The sequence below is a fragment of the Paenibacillus sp. MY03 genome, assembly GCF_002165585.1.
Lineage (GTDB): Bacteria > Bacillota > Bacilli > Paenibacillales > Paenibacillaceae > Pristimantibacillus > Pristimantibacillus agaridevorans.
Genome location: NZ_MXQD01000068.1, coordinates 14,420 through 30,780, shown reverse-complemented (window position 1 = coordinate 30,780; position 16,361 = coordinate 14,420). Strand labels below are relative to the sequence as shown.

At 36.8% G+C, this 16,361-nt stretch carries 12 protein-coding genes; 9 read left to right on the top strand and 3 right to left on the bottom strand.

Annotation, left to right across the window (positions count from 1 at the left end):
* Window positions 1-98: 98 nt before the first annotated feature.
* Together B1748_RS33205 and B1748_RS33200 are read right to left on the bottom strand one after the other, a co-directional pair.
* Window positions 99-1,175, bottom strand: a complete 1,077-nt coding sequence (locus tag B1748_RS33205) for an AlbA family DNA-binding domain-containing protein (RefSeq protein ID WP_087572264.1) — start codon at window positions 1,173-1,175, stop codon at window positions 99-101.
* A gap of 126 nt (window positions 1,176-1,301) precedes the next feature.
* On the bottom strand, window positions 1,302-4,379 hold the full coding sequence (locus B1748_RS33200; RefSeq protein WP_087572263.1) for a sacsin N-terminal ATP-binding-like domain-containing protein: 3,078 nt from the start codon (window positions 4,377-4,379) through the stop codon (window positions 1,302-1,304).
* A 483-nt stretch (window positions 4,380-4,862) separates the two neighbouring features.
* Here B1748_RS33200 and radC point away from each other — a divergent pair, with 483 nt between their 5' ends.
* Window positions 4,863-5,474 carry a RadC family protein gene (radC, locus tag B1748_RS33195; protein WP_256976099.1) on the top strand — a complete coding sequence of 204 codons (612 nt, stop codon included), beginning with the start codon at window positions 4,863-4,865 and terminating at the stop codon, window positions 5,472-5,474.
* A 183-nt stretch (window positions 5,475-5,657) separates the two neighbouring features.
* Here the strand turns inward: radC and B1748_RS33190 are convergent, their stop codons facing one another.
* On the bottom strand, window positions 5,658-6,002 hold the full coding sequence (locus B1748_RS33190; RefSeq protein ID WP_179215955.1) for a helix-turn-helix domain-containing protein: 345 nt from the start codon (window positions 6,000-6,002) through the stop codon (window positions 5,658-5,660).
* A gap of 171 nt (window positions 6,003-6,173) precedes the next feature.
* On the opposite strand from B1748_RS33190, the gene B1748_RS33185 reads away from it, so the two are divergent.
* The 8 genes from B1748_RS33185 to B1748_RS33155 all read left to right on the top strand — a co-directional run bounded on the left by B1748_RS33185 (window position 6,174) and on the right by B1748_RS33155 (window position 15,746).
* The gene (locus B1748_RS33185) at window positions 6,174-6,818 is read left to right on the top strand and encodes a zinc ribbon domain-containing protein (RefSeq protein WP_087572261.1); all 645 of its coding nucleotides are present in this window, start codon (window positions 6,174-6,176) and stop codon (window positions 6,816-6,818) included.
* Window positions 6,819-6,839: 21 nt separating this feature from the next.
* Window positions 6,840-7,001 carry a hypothetical protein gene (locus B1748_RS37095; protein WP_179215954.1) on the top strand — a complete coding sequence of 54 codons (162 nt, stop codon included), beginning with the start codon at window positions 6,840-6,842 and terminating at the stop codon, window positions 6,999-7,001.
* A 181-nt stretch (window positions 7,002-7,182) separates the two neighbouring features.
* The gene (locus tag B1748_RS33180; protein WP_087572260.1) at window positions 7,183-8,787 is read left to right on the top strand and encodes a stalk domain-containing protein; all 1,605 of its coding nucleotides are present in this window, start codon (window positions 7,183-7,185) and stop codon (window positions 8,785-8,787) included.
* Window positions 8,788-9,154: 367 nt separating this feature from the next.
* Window positions 9,155-9,793: a hypothetical protein gene (locus B1748_RS33175; protein ID WP_087572259.1), complete on the top strand. Its 639-nt coding sequence runs from the start codon at window positions 9,155-9,157 to the stop codon at window positions 9,791-9,793.
* A gap of 748 nt (window positions 9,794-10,541) precedes the next feature.
* Window positions 10,542-11,498, top strand: a complete 957-nt coding sequence (locus B1748_RS33170; RefSeq protein WP_087572258.1) for a helix-turn-helix transcriptional regulator — start codon at window positions 10,542-10,544, stop codon at window positions 11,496-11,498.
* A 25-nt stretch (window positions 11,499-11,523) separates the two neighbouring features.
* Window positions 11,524-12,393: a DNA polymerase III subunit gamma/tau gene (locus B1748_RS33165; RefSeq protein ID WP_143810439.1), complete on the top strand. Its 870-nt coding sequence runs from the start codon at window positions 11,524-11,526 to the stop codon at window positions 12,391-12,393.
* Window positions 12,394-12,404: 11 nt separating this feature from the next.
* The gene (locus tag B1748_RS33160) at window positions 12,405-13,997 is read left to right on the top strand and encodes an ECF transporter S component (RefSeq protein WP_087572256.1); all 1,593 of its coding nucleotides are present in this window, start codon (window positions 12,405-12,407) and stop codon (window positions 13,995-13,997) included.
* 405 nt (window positions 13,998-14,402) lie between these two features.
* A complete protein-coding gene (locus tag B1748_RS33155) occupies window positions 14,403-15,746 on the top strand; it encodes a hypothetical protein (RefSeq protein ID WP_087572255.1) in 1,344 nt (447 codons plus the stop codon).
* The last annotated feature ends 615 nt before the right edge of the window (window positions 15,747-16,361 follow it).

Sequence of the window (16,361 nt, the reverse complement as noted above, 5' to 3'; positions counted from 1 at the left end):
GACTTTTGATGGCTAACGCACAAGATTATTAAGGTAATTTGGCTAGTTTAAATACAGTTAGCGGCGACAAGAAGCTATCCGCTTTAGTGCATACCTTCTTACGCCAGTCTATAGCGTTCCATTGCAGCTAAGTCGATTTTTTCAACGATTGCAGCTAGGTAACAAAGTATATCACAAATCTCTGAAGCAGACATAGAATGTTCTTCGTTTAGTATGAACTGCCCAACAAAATATTGGAGAAACTTTTCATCTACTATACCATTTCTATGCGAGTATAGGTGCCTTATCTGTAGCACTTTTTCGATTTCTTCCTGAGACTCTTTATCTATAACATTTAACTGGCTTATTTGCTTATTATCAGCAATGAATCCTTTTACACTTCCCTTTTGGAGTTTACCTATTTTTTTCTTAGCTAAGTATTCAACAAATTCTTGAATATCAGAACATTTCAGAACCTCTTCTACAGTAACCTGCTCTTTAGACTTTAAGACATCAGGCTTTGCAAGGAAAATCTCATAAAGTAAATCAGACAAATACACTTCAAAATTGTCAACGAATGAAGAAAATAGTATTCGTAATAGTACTTTCCCTTCTCGTTTGTCAGTTGAATTTTCTGCTCCATGAGGATATAACGTTTCACTTAAGTCATCGAAAAGTTTTAATAAACTTTGATAATGTTCAATATAGCGACTCTTCGCATTCGTCGCTCTTTCATTATAGCTTTCTAATTGGGCAGCTATCTCTTTAATTCGCATATACCCGTTTGCTTTAAATTGAACTTCAACTTGATTGCTAATTATATTAAATCCATCGCTATTTCTTATATAAATTTTATTTTCTATACTAATAGGAACTGTGGAGTGCTCGATCTTAATTGCGTAAATTGTTTTTCCTCTATATATAACGTATTGATAGTGTACTTGAGGTGACGGTGAAAGAAGATCTATAGCTTTATGTACTATACTGTTAACATGAAAATCCTCGCTTAAACCAACTATCTCAATATCGCCAGGACGATTCTCTGCTACTCCTAAAATTATAAAGCCTCCATTTGTATTAGCAAAACCGCTAATCAACTGAGCGATACTTCTTGAAGGAGGTAAGACTGCCTTATATTCTAGTTTTTCCGATTCTAAGGATCCAATTAAATGGGTAACTTCGTCAGATATATTCATCTCTATTCCCTCATTCACTATGATATGATAGAAACTAATGGTATGCATACACTTGTGACGTAAAAAAAGAGATAGGTCCCTTTTCTAGAATCCTATCTCTCTTTTATAGAAAAGTTATCTTAAGATTTAAACGGGTATTCTGTTGATCCCGGTTTTTTTGAGGATTTTCCCAAACGTTAAATGTCTTGGTTCATCTTCCCCATTGTCGATCCATAATTCTGCGTTGGCGTAGTCTAAAGTGTCTTTTTCGGAACGGTAATAAACTATAACTTCTCCATTATCTGAAGGTCTTACTACTACATGTATATCAAGCCCTTGTTTTTTGATCCCACCTAAAACTGTTCCGGCCAGCTCTTCGATCTCAGTACAATCGTAGTTTGAATTATTCTTGAGATGCTCAATTACTCTAGTCTTCGCCCTGCCTATTAAACTTTGTGCATATTTGAACATTTCCACGGTAGGTGTAGAAGTATGAATAAATTTTGCAGCAAAGTTGTTGTCCTTCAGAGCCTCTTCTAATTCTTCAAGAGAAGTTACTCCAAGGCTCGCTAATGTTTCTTGAGTTATCTCCTCCCGCTGTTGATAGATTTCTAGGGTTTCTTTTTGTATTAGTCTTTGCCTTAATTCTTGAAGATCGCTAATACCAAATTCCTTCATAATTCCTTTATAGTTTTCTACCTGTTGCATGTTCTCTGAGAGTGTTTCATCATCGTAAAGCCTATATTTGTTTTTGTATAGATCTCCAAATAATAATTCTGCCTTATCTTTATTGTGTCTAAACCAAATTTGAAGGTTATTGAGCAATGACTTTGTATCTTCCGACTTTGGGTATTCAGAAATTCGTGGTTCTATTAATTTTAGGATTTCTTCTGCAACATATTCTTGATTTCTCGTTCTGCTTCCAGGCAAATCTAAAAAAATATTGGCATCAAGTAATTCATCTCGAACATCATGTCCCAGGGTAGCTAATATATCTTTCAGTACTTCTTCGATTTCTCCATTATCAAGAAACAGTTCTTCTTTAGTTAAGAAAACACCGTTTTGATTTGGGAATATTGCTGTCTTGGATGAATTAATTATATTTTCAAATCCATTCTTATTCAGGAATTCTATAAAATTATCTAGCCATTTAATGGATTCGAATCTATCACTAAAGTTAAACTTCCTAGTAAAGGCTTCGATGTTCATTTGTTCAGCAATTTTTGAGGCTATCCACCGCATTTGTTTACGATCAGTTTCATCCCAGACCTCCTCAGACCAATTAACGATACTCTTCTTCTCCTGAATATCATCAGGCCAAATAGTCATACATAAATTATAGATTGTTAAACGTTTTAACGGGAAACTTTCATCTGAGGAAAACAAAGTAACCAGATAATCATTTGCTTTACTTATTTTGGTTTCATTACCTTCTCTTAAAATTTTATTCATTTGTTCAATAACATCTGATTGCATCTTAGGAAGGTAAGTGATTTTTTCGGTTGTTACTTCTTTGTGTAACAAATAGTCTCGAATATTTACATCTAAAATGTGCATTACATTTTTAATTTCTTCATCAATATCAATATCCTGCAATAGTTCAGATCTCTTTTTGAAAACCCCGTTTTGGTTAGGTATAACAGCATATTCATCCATAAGAATTTTGTGGAGAGATGCTTCACTCTTGCTTAATAACTTATAGTAAGTATTCAACCAATTTAGTGCACTTATTTTACCTTTAAAGATTTTATCTAGTTTAGATAGTTCAGCCTGCTTGTGAATAGCTTCAGTAAACGTATCAGTAGTAAGTTTATAACGGCGTAACCATTCTATTTGAGACCAACAATGGATATCTGACTTTTTAGGTAAGAGATTAGGATTCCAAAAATTCGCTAAATCCCAAATCTCTTCTCTTACAGTTGAATCTTTAGACCACGGAAAATAAATCTGAAGGTTTTCCCCTTCAATTGCTAATCTATTTCCATCTTCAGTATCGACGATGGGTATTGTTTGTATTTTTTTTTGTATGATGTGTGTAACTTCTGCTTCTATCCATTTTTTTGATAGCCATGTCTTCTCCTGCAATTCGGGAAACTTAGCAAGCTGATGAATGCTTAGCCAATTATTAGATGAAGCATATTCTAAGAATATGGCATAAAGCTCTGTCGCTTTCACCATAATCTCTTTGTTTTGTTTGATTTCAAGAGTTGCTTGATCCGTCAGACGAATACCATCTCTCGGTTCAGTTGGGTTAAATATGGGACTATTCAGTACGATCGGAAAAGGGAAACCCTCAGTTCCAATTAAAGGGAAATCACAGAAAAGTCGTGGTAAAGAAGGTTCTAATTCTTTTAGGTGTATTTTATTATCTATGTAGATAATTTCTGTTGCGACAGATATGGAATCTCTAGTAAGACAAGCGATGAAGAATACGGTTTTCTTATGCTTTTCTATTTTGTTTATCTTGAATATCTTGAAAAAACTGATTAATTCCTCTGTGTGACTAATATCCAACTCGTAGTGAATGTCTTCATTAATTGTTATTGACTCAATATTGGGAGAAAAGACCAAAGCGTATGCTATGGAGATATTCAAATCCTCCAGACCTAATTTCGCTACTTTTAGTCCATACTCATCTAACCTGTAACGAAATACTGTATTGAACTCATTTTCATCATAGTCTGAGAATGGATCTTGCTCATCTAACTGATCAAGCTGTGCCATTGAATAATTAACTGCTTCAATCAACTTACTTGGGGTTTGTCCGCTTCTATCAAGAAGAATATTAAATTGTTTATGTGGTTGATGTGGTTCCTTTATAACTCCTTCAATCTCTACTTTTTCTGAAAGTAAGTGTGTAGTTAAAAATCCAGTTCCAAATTTACCTGTGGTTTTGAGTACCTCTCCATCAACACTTTCTCTATCTTTAGAAGAGACTTGTTCAATCAAAAAAGTTATGTTGTCAGTAGTAAATGGTTCGCCATTATGTTTAAACTCAATAAAACCATCATCTTGACTCAAATGAGAATTTATTTTGACTCGAACTTTCTTAGTGATATTAACAGCGTCTTTGGAGTTTTGCATTAACTCCCATATCCATCTTCTCGATGAATTCTCGCTATCTTCTGTTTTTAACTTTGCCAAAGCATCAAGAATTTTAGTTGCTACATGTTGGTTATGCCCTCTTGCTTGTGCTTCCTTAAGCTGTTCTTTGTAAGTTAACAATGCGTTCTCTCCTCCTGGTTTAATTCAAAGTCTACTGATGCCCTGTCTGCGTTGAGTTCGGTCATTCTTAATATTCCACTTTAACTATTAAAAATTTGAATCAGAAATTACACGTAAATGACATTCAGTTCGAAAGACCTATTCGCATATATATAAATCTATTTCGTCACGCTTCGTCATAATCCTTCCAAAATTAATAGAAATAACTTTTTTACCTATTTAAGCCCAACCAGGAGCGCCGTATTATTCATATATTCAAATCTATATTATAATCATGATTACATATCCGGGCTAAAGACATTATGAGGAGGTGCTCGAAGAGTAGCAAACAATAAGAGAGGAAACTTGGTCAAGATAGGGGATATTATTATTTCTTAAATTGCCACGAGACTGGTCCCGATTAAATGCACCAACTGCTTCATTTGGGTTGGTTCTTTTTGTTTACCGAAATAAATCAATTTAAGTTAGAAGGGAAAGAATTTTATGATGAGAAAGAATTCTCATGACGATCTAAAATCACTATTAACCAACTCGCTTCGCGAAAAGCCTGGGAGTTATATCGTCGAAGAAATACTTCACCGATTTCCTACGTTTGCTGACCTAGTTGATGTAACAGAGCAAGAACTTCTTACTATTGAAGGAGTTGGGAAAGCAAGGGCCAGACAAATTATAGCCACGCTCAAGCTATCCCGAATCATTTCTGCGCCGTTGCCTTCTATAAATACAATTCGGTCCCCCGAGGACGTTTACAAGCTGCTAGAACCGGAATTTCGGCATTTAAAGCAGGAACAGTTCGTTTGTCTATTTCTCAATACAAAAAACGGGGTAATTGCAAAAGAAGTTATATCGGTCGGTTCTTTAAATGCTTGCATTGTTCACCCAAGGGAAGTGTTCCGTTCAGCCATAAAAAGAAGCTGTGCATCAATTATATGTGCACATAATCATCCGAGCGGTAATCCAGATCCGAGTCCGGAAGACATTGCGATTACTCAACGTCTAATTGAATCAGGAACAATTATTGGAATTGAGTTGCTTGATCATGTTGTGATTGGCAGTGGCACATATGTAAGTTTAAAAGAGCGGGGATTTATATGAAGGGGAATTGCAAGTCATACAGAAAGGCTAAACAAAAAACTCCATTTGTATCGGAATAACAAGAACACTGGTAGCTTCGCATGATTCAAATATTAATTTATATATTATAGCTGTAGACGCTATGCTAGATAGCGATCATTGATCACACGGAACATACCAGTGTTTCGGGAATGCTGTACATTCTTATTTTAGGTCCCTAAAAGAAATTAACTGCTTAATAATCTGATACAGTGAATCTTGCTCTTCTTGAGACCGGCCATGAAGCTGTATAGCAATTTTCTGTGCAATGGTATAGTCAACGTTGTTTGTTAGATCAGAGTCCAATCGGAATAATTCCTCGAATGATATGCCCAAGGAAGATACAATTTTCTCAAGTGTTTCTAATGTAGGGCTTTTCTCGGCACGTTCAACCTGGCCTAAGTATGTAGGTGTAATACCAGCTCTGAAAGCGAGACTTTCTTGGCTTAGCCCCTGCTGCTGACGAAGGGAGCGGAGTTTATCACCGATGAGAATTGAAATTTTATTCATATGCATCTCTCCTACGGTAGCCATAAGTATCTATGGAAACCATAGTAGGTATTGAAGAACGTCTCAACGAACTATTGTTTCTAATTATTATAGTAACTATAATTGTTGACATTATTCGACTATGGCAGTTATAATCGGCTTGGATGAAATAGGTAAATAGGAGGGGGAAATTTGAACTGTTCCAAATGCAATTCATTAAACGATCACCAGGCAAAATTTTGTAACAACTGCGGATCAGCTCTTGCGGCAGATCAAGTACAAATGCAGAACGTAAGAGTAGAGGATTTGGAGTCTAGTTCCCAAACGATAGGTCCGAAGAAACGCGGAGGATGCCTGAAATCCTTCATTATCGTAATCGGTGTCCTCTTCGTAATATTTTATTTAATCGGTACCTTTGCCAGTGATGAGGAACCAACTACTACGACTAATGGCAATGACATTCAAACAACCAAACCAACCGAAGAGCCTTTCGATCTCACGCAATTCAAGTTGGAAGCGTCCACTTACCCTTACAAAGATCTCGCGCGTAATCCAAATGAGTACAAGGATAAGAAAGTCGGTTATAGAGGTCGAGTTATTCAAGTCATGGAGTCAGGTAATAATGTTGCCTATCGAATTGATATTACAAAAAAAGAGTATGGGTACGAGGATACGATTTACGTTACCTATAAGCGGAGTAAAGATGAACTCCGTATTCTTGAAGATGATATCGTTACCGTTTGGGGATTGTCAAAAGGATTGGAGACTTATCAATCTACAATGGGTGGACAAATAACCATTCCTAAAATTAGCGCACTAGCATTTGAACTTCATTAATAAACGTTGGAGGAATGAACGATGAAGGTTATTGGTATTCTGTTATTAGTTCTGGGTGTGATCGGTCTCCTTTTAGGAGGGATGATGTTTGGTGACATTGGTATTGCTGCTATCATTGGGGCGTTAACAGCACTGTTATCAGGGGTTGGTTTTTTGATTTCAGGAAAGAAGAACAAGGCATAGAATTATAATAGATAGGTCCAGATAGAGTGATAATGAGTAAGCCATCGCTTCTATTCATTCCCTTGCTGGATCTTTTCGGCTTTGTGCTGGTGGTATTTAAAATTCACTTGTTAAAGGAGCGTAATCATCTAGACAGGTTCTAACGCTCAGAAAAAATCTATTTGGAAAAGAGGAGCCAAGCATGTTGAAGAAGCTGCTGTCTTTTATAGTTTTCATTTCTTTTGTCGTTTTCTTAATTCCATCACCTGCAATTGCCAATACCCAAGTGGCTATCCAAGTTGACGGTGTTGAAGTCGGTAAAGTTCCATCGCCTGTCCTTTCAAATGGAGTTGAGATGTTCCCATTTGGCGAAATTTTTGCGGCAGCAGGATTCAAAGTGTTCATTAATGATCCAATTGAAGCTGGTTCTGTCGGCGCAAGAGTACTTTTTGGAGGAAAATGTTTCGAGGCGAATGCAAACGCATCCAGTGCTAACGTATTTGAAGATGTGGATGGTGGCTGTGGCGGTAACTGGTTTGGTACAATAGAAATCGATCCCACACCCGTTGTCATCGGCACTGCTTCAACAGGTGTGCCGTTGGATTACTTCATCTACGATATTGGACTTTCCGTTGCATGGGACGAGCAACAAGGAGTCATTCGTGTAAATACACACGCTTCCAAACCACAAAGTCCGGATGGAATGCTAAGCGATCAAGGGGTCTATTTAAAAATCAATGACCCTCGTATGATGCTTTCCAACTATGAGGCTATTTATGAAGCACCAGTCGATGCATCTGGCAAGGTAACGCCTATTGTGCAGGAAGGACGTACCTTACTCCCTATTTCTGCCCTTATCGGAGCGCTAGGTGGGTCAGCAAGTTGGGACAACACGGAACGGAAAGTCACGATCCAACTCAATGGTAATACCGTTGACGTTTGGATAGATAAGAAAAACGCAGTAGTCAACGGAATAGAAAATGAGTTGGAAGTAAGTCCAACCATCTTAAACGGCCGCACCATGCTCCCCCTCCGATTTGTAACGGAGAATTTAGGCTTAGAAGTCTTTTGGGATAATGAAAATAGGATCATCGTAGTATATCAGCCTTGGTTTAAACGAGAAATGATTTGGGACGGAAATATGTACTCTGGATTTTTTCCGCTGCTCATCTCAGAAGAAGTTATTCCAGAAAAAGTTGCACCAATATCTTCTACACCAATCACTGGTTATATAGAAGGATATTATCCATTAGAAACAGATGGATTTAAAGCGCAGGTACCCGAGGCTTGGACATTCATGTATAGTGAGGTTAAATATAAAATAGATCCTTCCGATATGTATAGCATTGATGCAAAAGCAACACCTACGGAAGAAGAGTACGAGTTTAATCCTATTTCTGAATACATGACCTCTCATGGCATTTATTCAAAAATGAGAATTGTTCCATATGATCAAAACATAAATCATACGGATTTTCTTAAACGAGCAATATTTAATTTCAAGCCAGACGAATTTAGCCCTGTTAGTGTAAGTGGCTCTGATTATGCATTAATGAATAAAAGTTATAGTGATTCTATTTTTGATCGTTCATCTTGGGAGCTCATTGTCTTTAAAAATGATGTTTGCTATATCCTGACTTCGGGTCACGAGATTAATTCAACAGGTATCTGGCCAGCTGAGGTGCACAGATCGAATATAAAAAATTTCAGAGCCCAGCTCGAAATCTTATACGGATCTTTTGAAATAACTAATCCGAATATTGTATTTGCTGGAGTAGTTAAAAATGAATTATCTGTGTCACGTTAAGGATTTTATGAAAACATCAACTCGACAAATTTGTCGAGTTGATGTTTTTTTGCAAGAACCCTCCAGTTCGACTGAGTATAATGCTCCCGTGTCTCAGCCTATGGGAGCATTATACTCTTTCCTCTTAAGACTCATCGTTTTTATCGTTTTTTATTGTCAGCAGGATACCCCCAAGTGCTACTAAAGCTGGAGCTAATACTTTCAGGCAAACTTCTCCCCAAATTTTAGGATTATTAATACTGCATTCCTCCTTTTTTTCTGTTATAATAATTTTACAACTTTTTTTCTATAAATCATATAATATCATTAGTATTGTAGTGAGTCAATAACGAAAGTTGTAAAAAAATAATAACTTTTGAGGTGTGAAATGAGCAATCCCTATTCTTTACTTTTAAAAGAGTACATTAAAAACTCCAGGATGAGTTTAACTGAAATAGAAAATGAAATGCGAAAAAGAGGTTTTAATAAGAATAAGGCGTATTTGAGTAATCTTCAGAATGGAAAAATGCATCCACCACCTTTCGATGTTACTCATGTTTTATGTGAAGTGATTGGTGGAGACCCAGTGAGGTTAGCATTGACTGGGGTTATTATGGAGATTTCCCAACAAGAATTTTTTCCTGTATGGACGGATACAATTGCCACAATGCTTGCTACTTTCCTTAATATTAATAAAGATAAGTGGAGTTGGATGCTAAGCGAGATATTCTCAATGAAAGGATTTGAGTTTAGTAAAGAAAAAGTCGAGGAAATATTTGATTATGCTTCCATGAAGCAAATAGTAAATGAAGCTATTGAAGAAATTCCCTATAAGAAAATTATTGTAGATTTTATAGAACAGGAAATTGGTGAAAAAGAGGTTTTTACAGAAGTTTTAATGGATACAACGGGTGTTCAATCTGAGGTTTTGGAAAAGTTAACTCAAGCTGAGGCTGAGTACTTGAACGAATGTCTTGCTGTTTATCGTAAATTGAATTTAGAACCAATAAAGGAAAAAGAGGACTGATCGATTCAGTTCAGCGACCGAGCATAGGTGAATTAATTTAACATATGGGAACCCTGCTTGGGAAGGCGAGGGCCACTCCACCAATAGAGAGTCTTGCAACAGCAATGGTAACATTGCTGTTTAGGCGTTGTGTTTAATCATCGGAAATCACCCCCAAAAAACGTCATGCTCAGAGTATGATAATATCCAATAGAGGTAGACAAGCATTACATGAAGGGGCGGGCATGATAGGCCAAGTGGCCCCTGCGAAGCCCATGGCTTCGCCTTTTGCAGTGGATCATGCCCGTAGAGGCTCAATCTCAATGTCAACCGTGTCGTCAATCTCCAGATACAGGCGATTTTTAAGGGTAACGTTCCATGATTTTTATGGTAATCGAGCTTGATACAATACATAAGCGTAGATAGTTAAGCGAGTCGGTCATTCTCCATTTCAGTTGCTATTCTAAGGGAATCGTCGATAGGGCTTTTTGATTTGATCTTGCATTCAGGCCGAAATATGAGAATACAAAATTGTGCATTTTTCCATATGTACAGGATATGTCCATTGTGGCTGATATACTTTAATTATCCATTAAGCGATGGTTATAAAAGCGGGAAATATACTCCTTGGATATGGGAATCAAGTGTAAGGCTGTTTATTCACACATTTTATGTAGTGAATAGGAGAGGTTCAGGGAATAAATCTTATCATACATCCTTAGTCATGGTACAATATGCCTATAATAATTAAAGCTAGCGAGGACTTATAATGCTGGATGACAGAAAAGCAAGCCGCGTTCTATCCTTGTATGACAGACTCAGGAAAGGCTCTGTATTAAAAAAGGAGCACTTGGCGACCGAATTTGGAGTGTCCCCGAAAACCGTTCAAAGGGATTTAGATGAAATCAGAGCATATATTACGGATTATTGTATAGGAGAGTCAGTTGTATACGACTATGGACAAAAAGGTTACGTAATCGAAAACAATAGCAGTAATACAATTTCCGCCGTCGAAGTGTTTGCACTGGTAAAGATTCTTCTCGAAAGCAGGGCTTTTAACAAAGTAGAATTGGATAGGGTGTTGGATTCGGTATGTTCTATTATTTCTAAGTCGGAGCAGCAAGCATTCAGGGATCTTGTTCTGAATGAAAAATATCATTATCAGCCAGTGTCGCACGGAAAGCCTCTTCTGAGCATGATCTGGGACTTGGGACAGTTCATTATGAAGAAGGAGATTATTAAGATTACATACAAGAAAATGGATGGAAGGGATAGAGAGCGTACTGTATACCCTCTAGCCATTGTATTCTCGGAGTTCTATTTTTATTTAATTGCAAAAATCGAAAATAGTGAATATGAAACTCCGGCTTTCTACAGAATTGATCGAATTGTAGTAGTGAAGTCAATAGGCAGGAAGTTTTCCTATCAACGTTATGAAGACGGGGAACTTAAGAAGCGTGTCCAATTTATGTATGGTGGTCAATTATTAACATTGAAGTTCAAGTACAACGGTCCTTCACTTGAATCTATCATGGATCGATTTCCAACTGCTCAAATTATAGAGCAATTTGAACAAGAGACCGTTATTAAGGCAGAAGTATTCGGTAAGGGCTGCTTGATGTGGATTTTAAGTCAAGGGGAACAGATTGAATTACTTGAACCTATTGAATTAAGAGAAGAACTTAGAAAGAGATCTACCGAATTGCTTAATAGATATGTTTTTTAAACTGTTGAAGGTGGAGTTGATAAACATGTTTAATGGAAAGTTGAAGAAGGAAGCAATTGTCGAATATGAATACGCTTATCACACACACGAGCTAGCTATGAAATCGGTAGTGAAAGAATCCGAAACTCTTCAAAATAACAAGGAAAAGCTGAAAACTACAATTAATCATTCGTGGTCTTATTTAAACAGCATGAAAAATAAGCCTGAGGATATTATTGTAAAGATTGAAAAAATTAGAATCGAATTTAAAAAGTTTGAAAATGCAATCTTCCAAATTAAAGCGGAATTCGATAAAACGGCGAAAACGTCGACTGGTTTAGGAGCAGCAGGTGTAGCGGCTGGGGCTGGAGTAGCAGCATTTGGTCCAACAGCGGCAATGGCTGTAGCCATGACTTTCGGAACAGCCTCAACAGGTACAGCCATTTCTGCATTAAGTGGTGCGGCTGCAACGAACGCTGCATTAGCATGGCTTGGTGGAGGGGCAGTTGTAGCTGGTGGCGGAGGCATGACAGCTGGTTCAACCTTTCTTGCGCTTGCAGGGCCAGTGGGCTGGGTCATTGGCGGAACAGCACTTGTTGGCGCCGGTTTATTTGCGCGTAGTAAAAATAAAAAGGCCGCAGAGGAAGCATTTAACAAAACAACAGAAATCAAGGCCCATACGCAGATGTTAAAAGCTACAGTTGAGGAAATCAAAAAAACGAATTCTTTAATCGTGAAAACGAAAAAAGAGTTGGATAGCATGTGTTATCAGGTAGTGGATCAAACAACGGTATACAATCATGATATGAAACAAATTTCTAAAGATACGGCATTGCTATCTTCTCTTATGGTGTTAATTAATAACACGCATTCGGCAGGGGAATTATTAAATAGGCCGATTGGCGCTCAAGAATAAGGAGGGAGCAAATGTCTTCTTTTGCAGAGTTTATAGATGTTAAATATGGGTCTGATTTGAACATAATTAATCAAAATAATGATCAAAATTATATTCGTGAATTGCTTATCCAATACAAGGACGTTGTATTGACGAATATCATTCAACAATTCGGCCTAGGGCCAATATTCGATATTTACAAAAGAGGGGGGAATGTTACTACACTTCATAATGCGAATAGCGCTGTTTTTGCCAATGAAGTAGATGAGCAACGGTTTACGAAAAACTACTCGCAAGAGATGCGAAAAAAAGTGTATGAACAAGATTTCCCGAAAAACAGAAAGAATGCCTTTCAACAAAATGAAGTCATTAAAGACGATTATACAGGTAAGACGCTTCCCAAGGATGGTCGAGCGCATCGCGATCATATCGTTTCCGCAAGTGAGATCCAGCACAACGATAGAGCAAGGTTATACATGTCCGATCAAGAAAGAGGGGCAATGGCTGTCGATGAAAAAAATTTAGCATGGGCAGACAGCAGCCTAAATCAGTCGAAAGGCGAACATGACCTTATTACATGGATGAACAAAGATAACAAAAAAGATTCTTCGGTTACTAATGCCGAATATTACGGGATCGATGTTGAAAGAGCAAGAACGAAGCATGATGAGGCTCGTAGGCATGTCGATTCCAGTATTAATAAAGCCGAAACTAAATATTATATTAAAAATGTGACCTCGACTGGCGTTACACAAGGCTTTGCAATGGCACAAAAGCAGGCAATTGGTTTGTTTATTTACGAACTCCAAGAGGCATTAATGATAGAGATGAAGGCATATTTTCAACGTTATCAAACGTTAAATTCTATAGAAGCAAAAATTGCTGGCTTCAAAGAAGCCTGTAAAAAAATTTCGATACATATGCTAGCCAAGTCAAAGGCCATATTAATATCTTTTACGGATGGGTTTATTAGCGGTTTTATAGGCAATCTCCTGACTGTGTTCATTAATACGTTCGCAACAACAGCTAAGAACGTAGTACGTGTATTAAATGAAGGCGTTCATGCCTTAATAAAGGCTGTGAAGCTTTTAATTAATCCGTTGAAAGGAATTTCGAAAAAAGAAGCATTAGTAGAGGCGTCTAAAATTATCGCTGTATCGGTAACTACTACTTTAGGCGTTATACTGACTGAATCGTTTGTTATTTATTTGAAAACGACCCCTTTTGCCCCTTTTGCAAATCTAATCGGAGGGGTACTAGGAGGCATTGTTACAGGCATTGTGTCTGTTACCGTGGCATATGCGATTGACCATTACGCAGAAATCATATCAAAACTGTCTGTTTTTATGTCTGATCTGACATACGATTTGAAAGTTTCTACCGCTGAAATTCGCGAAAAATACTACTCGGCTATTGCAACGCTAGATGTGCAGTATCGAGGGATCTTAGCAAAAATATATGATGAGTATGAGGAATTAAATCTTTTGACAAGAAATGCCTACGACCAGACGCTTGCGGGCGAGAAATTGGCAGCTAACAGCGTGGTTCTGGCCAGGAAAATGAAGGTAGAGGAACATAAAATACTGAGTACAACCGAGGATGTCTTGAGGTTTTTTAATAACTAAGTGTAGATTATCTGAGTCAGCCTTGTATTCATTTCAAGTGAATACACGGTTGATTTATGGTTATGAATGCTCAACTCACTAAATAAAGTTTATATTGGGTATTTCACCATCGGCGTTCACATCAATGTGGATTCCTCAAATACAATAAAGATTAAAGGTGCGAATTAAATGCGCAAAAGAGAAGGACTCATTAAGTGATTGACGGGAGCCACCTCGTGAAATAGATCCCACCACCGAAATATGGTTCTATTTCATCGAAATATTCAATTCCCTCGATAGGGCATGGCAGCAGGATATATTCAGTTCCCAAACGTACATTTGAAATAGTTCAAATAAACATTGACTTGACAAATTGTCTTATCAATATTTATTAATCTCATAACTATACGTTCGTAGGAGGTACTAATGAAGTTTATTCAGAAAATTGTTAGCACAGAAGAATACCTGGAGATAATTGATAAGTTGGAATTCCCCACTCTGTACAAACAATATGATGGACAGGAAGCATACCATAATACAATTGAAATGGCTTCTATTATTTTGGAGGATCTTGATGTATTCTTTCCACATGGGAAATTATTTGGATATCTATCAGATGAGTATAGCTTTAAAATAATTAACGAGTTCAAGGAGTATTTAAAAGAGTACGTTGTATTCAAAACTTCTTGCGGAATTAATTACCAACATGCTGATGAAATAAAAAAGAATAAGCTGATGACAGATTCAAGAAATATATTATTTAGTTTAGTTCCAGAGAATGAGAAAAATAAAGAAACCAAATTTGTGCAGGGCCCTACAAACTACAGTAGAAATCTAAAAAAGAAAAATGGAAATCTGGGTGCTTACTTTGATCTAGAGGGTTCAAATGACAAATTTGTTGTTAAATATGACATCTGGCCATTCATCGGATATGTAAGTGCAAATTATGGTGAGGGGCATACGGTTCTTAAAAGAAAAACTTCTCTGACTAAAATTAAAAAGGATAAAATCGCTAAGTATATTCACACTTGGCGTGAATATAATATTCAAATTGATCCAGATATTAAAGGTTTGAATATTTATTTATTTGAAAGGGAGTATAATATTCATTTAATTAAATCTATTGCAAGAGCAAATTTGAATCACTTTAATAACAAAGATAATGTGTTTAAAGTTTTAAGTTTACTCTTATTATTGCCGGACATTTTTGGGAGAATTGAGTTGATCAATTTTCTTTGCAGGATTCCCTTGGGAAATAATGTAGAAACCATTTTGAAGAAAGAAGAAAATGGTGAAGAAGTGGAAAAAATATTAATGAAAGATGAACTTCTATGGTATCGCACTGCTGTCAATATTGTTTTACAATTAGCCTATCTTATTATGCCTGTATCTGAAAAGATTCATACCTATCTATATAAGATGTCATGTGGAATTAATGAGGTCAGTGAAAAAGAAAATAATGCTTCTTATATGAGTAATGATAAGATTGAGAATTTATTAGATGATCCGTTTGCTTCGTTGATCCTCAGTGATTTTGATCAAATTAGAAAGTATACAATTGAAGTTTGTCTAATTAGAGAAGCACATCCTCCAAGTGATTTTATTATGAAATTAAAGAAAGAGGAAGCAAAAGATAACTCACAGATAGAATATAATGAAGCATTTGAAGCAGCAAGAAGTGCCTATCGAATAGAGGCCCGGAGTTTGGTTGATTCTGAATTGAAGGAGCTTGTAGAGATTTATTTGAATAAGTTAGGACTTAATAATTAATGATAATAAATGAAACAACATGCTACCGTTATTAGAAGAAGAATACGTACAGTTGGATTGTGATATACATGGTGTTCTACATATCGGATAATAAACAGATGCAAGGCGACGTTTGGTTGTCTTATCTAATCGAAGTGACCATCTTTGGCGTTCAGCATGAAATGTTTCGTAGAGCTGGAATATATCCGCTAAAATGTTCTTACAAATACCCCGGTGTCACTTCCTGAGCCAGGGTATTTGTAAAAAAAGACTCACTAAATACTCCGTTGAAGTAAAAGGCACCTCTGATGTTTTCACTCTTGTGAAAGTACCATACATCATCATGATCAATCATAACCCTGCCATAAGATTAATCCAAAGAAGACGGCGGCATGGATTTCATTCTTATTTGTTGCGTGGTACAAAGGCTCAAATATAGTACCATGCCAATTGGAACCAGGATTCCAGCTCGATGTTTGCACGTAATCGGAATCAATTCGTCAGAACAACTCAGCTCGTATTTCATTGTAATTTTGGTCAGATAGTTGTTTCCGTCAGCATGAATAATCCTTTTTACGGCTTTGTGGCAAATCAAAGATTTACTTCTCCTCGATAGAATTCAGCATGATAACATCC

Coding starts and splice junctions, on each gene's coding strand:
- B1748_RS33170 (WP_087572258.1), top strand. CDS start 10,542: ATGCTGGATGACAGAAAAGCAAGCCGCGTTCTATCCTTGTATGACAGA.
- B1748_RS33205 (WP_087572264.1), bottom strand. CDS start 1,175: ATGAATATATCTGACGAAGTTACCCATTTAATTGGATCCTTAGAATCG.
- B1748_RS33180 (WP_087572260.1), top strand. CDS start 7,183: ATGTTGAAGAAGCTGCTGTCTTTTATAGTTTTCATTTCTTTTGTCGTT.
- B1748_RS33165 (WP_143810439.1), top strand. CDS start 11,524: ATGTTTAATGGAAAGTTGAAGAAGGAAGCAATTGTCGAATATGAATAC.
- radC (WP_256976099.1), top strand. CDS start 4,863: ATGATGAGAAAGAATTCTCATGACGATCTAAAATCACTATTAACCAAC.
- B1748_RS33175 (WP_087572259.1), top strand. CDS start 9,155: ATGAGCAATCCCTATTCTTTACTTTTAAAAGAGTACATTAAAAACTCC.
- B1748_RS33190 (WP_179215955.1), bottom strand. CDS start 6,002: ATGAATAAAATTTCAATTCTCATCGGTGATAAACTCCGCTCCCTTCGT.
- B1748_RS33160 (WP_087572256.1), top strand. CDS start 12,405: ATGTCTTCTTTTGCAGAGTTTATAGATGTTAAATATGGGTCTGATTTG.
- B1748_RS33155 (WP_087572255.1), top strand. CDS start 14,403: ATGAAGTTTATTCAGAAAATTGTTAGCACAGAAGAATACCTGGAGATA.
- B1748_RS37095 (WP_179215954.1), top strand. CDS start 6,840: ATGAAGGTTATTGGTATTCTGTTATTAGTTCTGGGTGTGATCGGTCTC.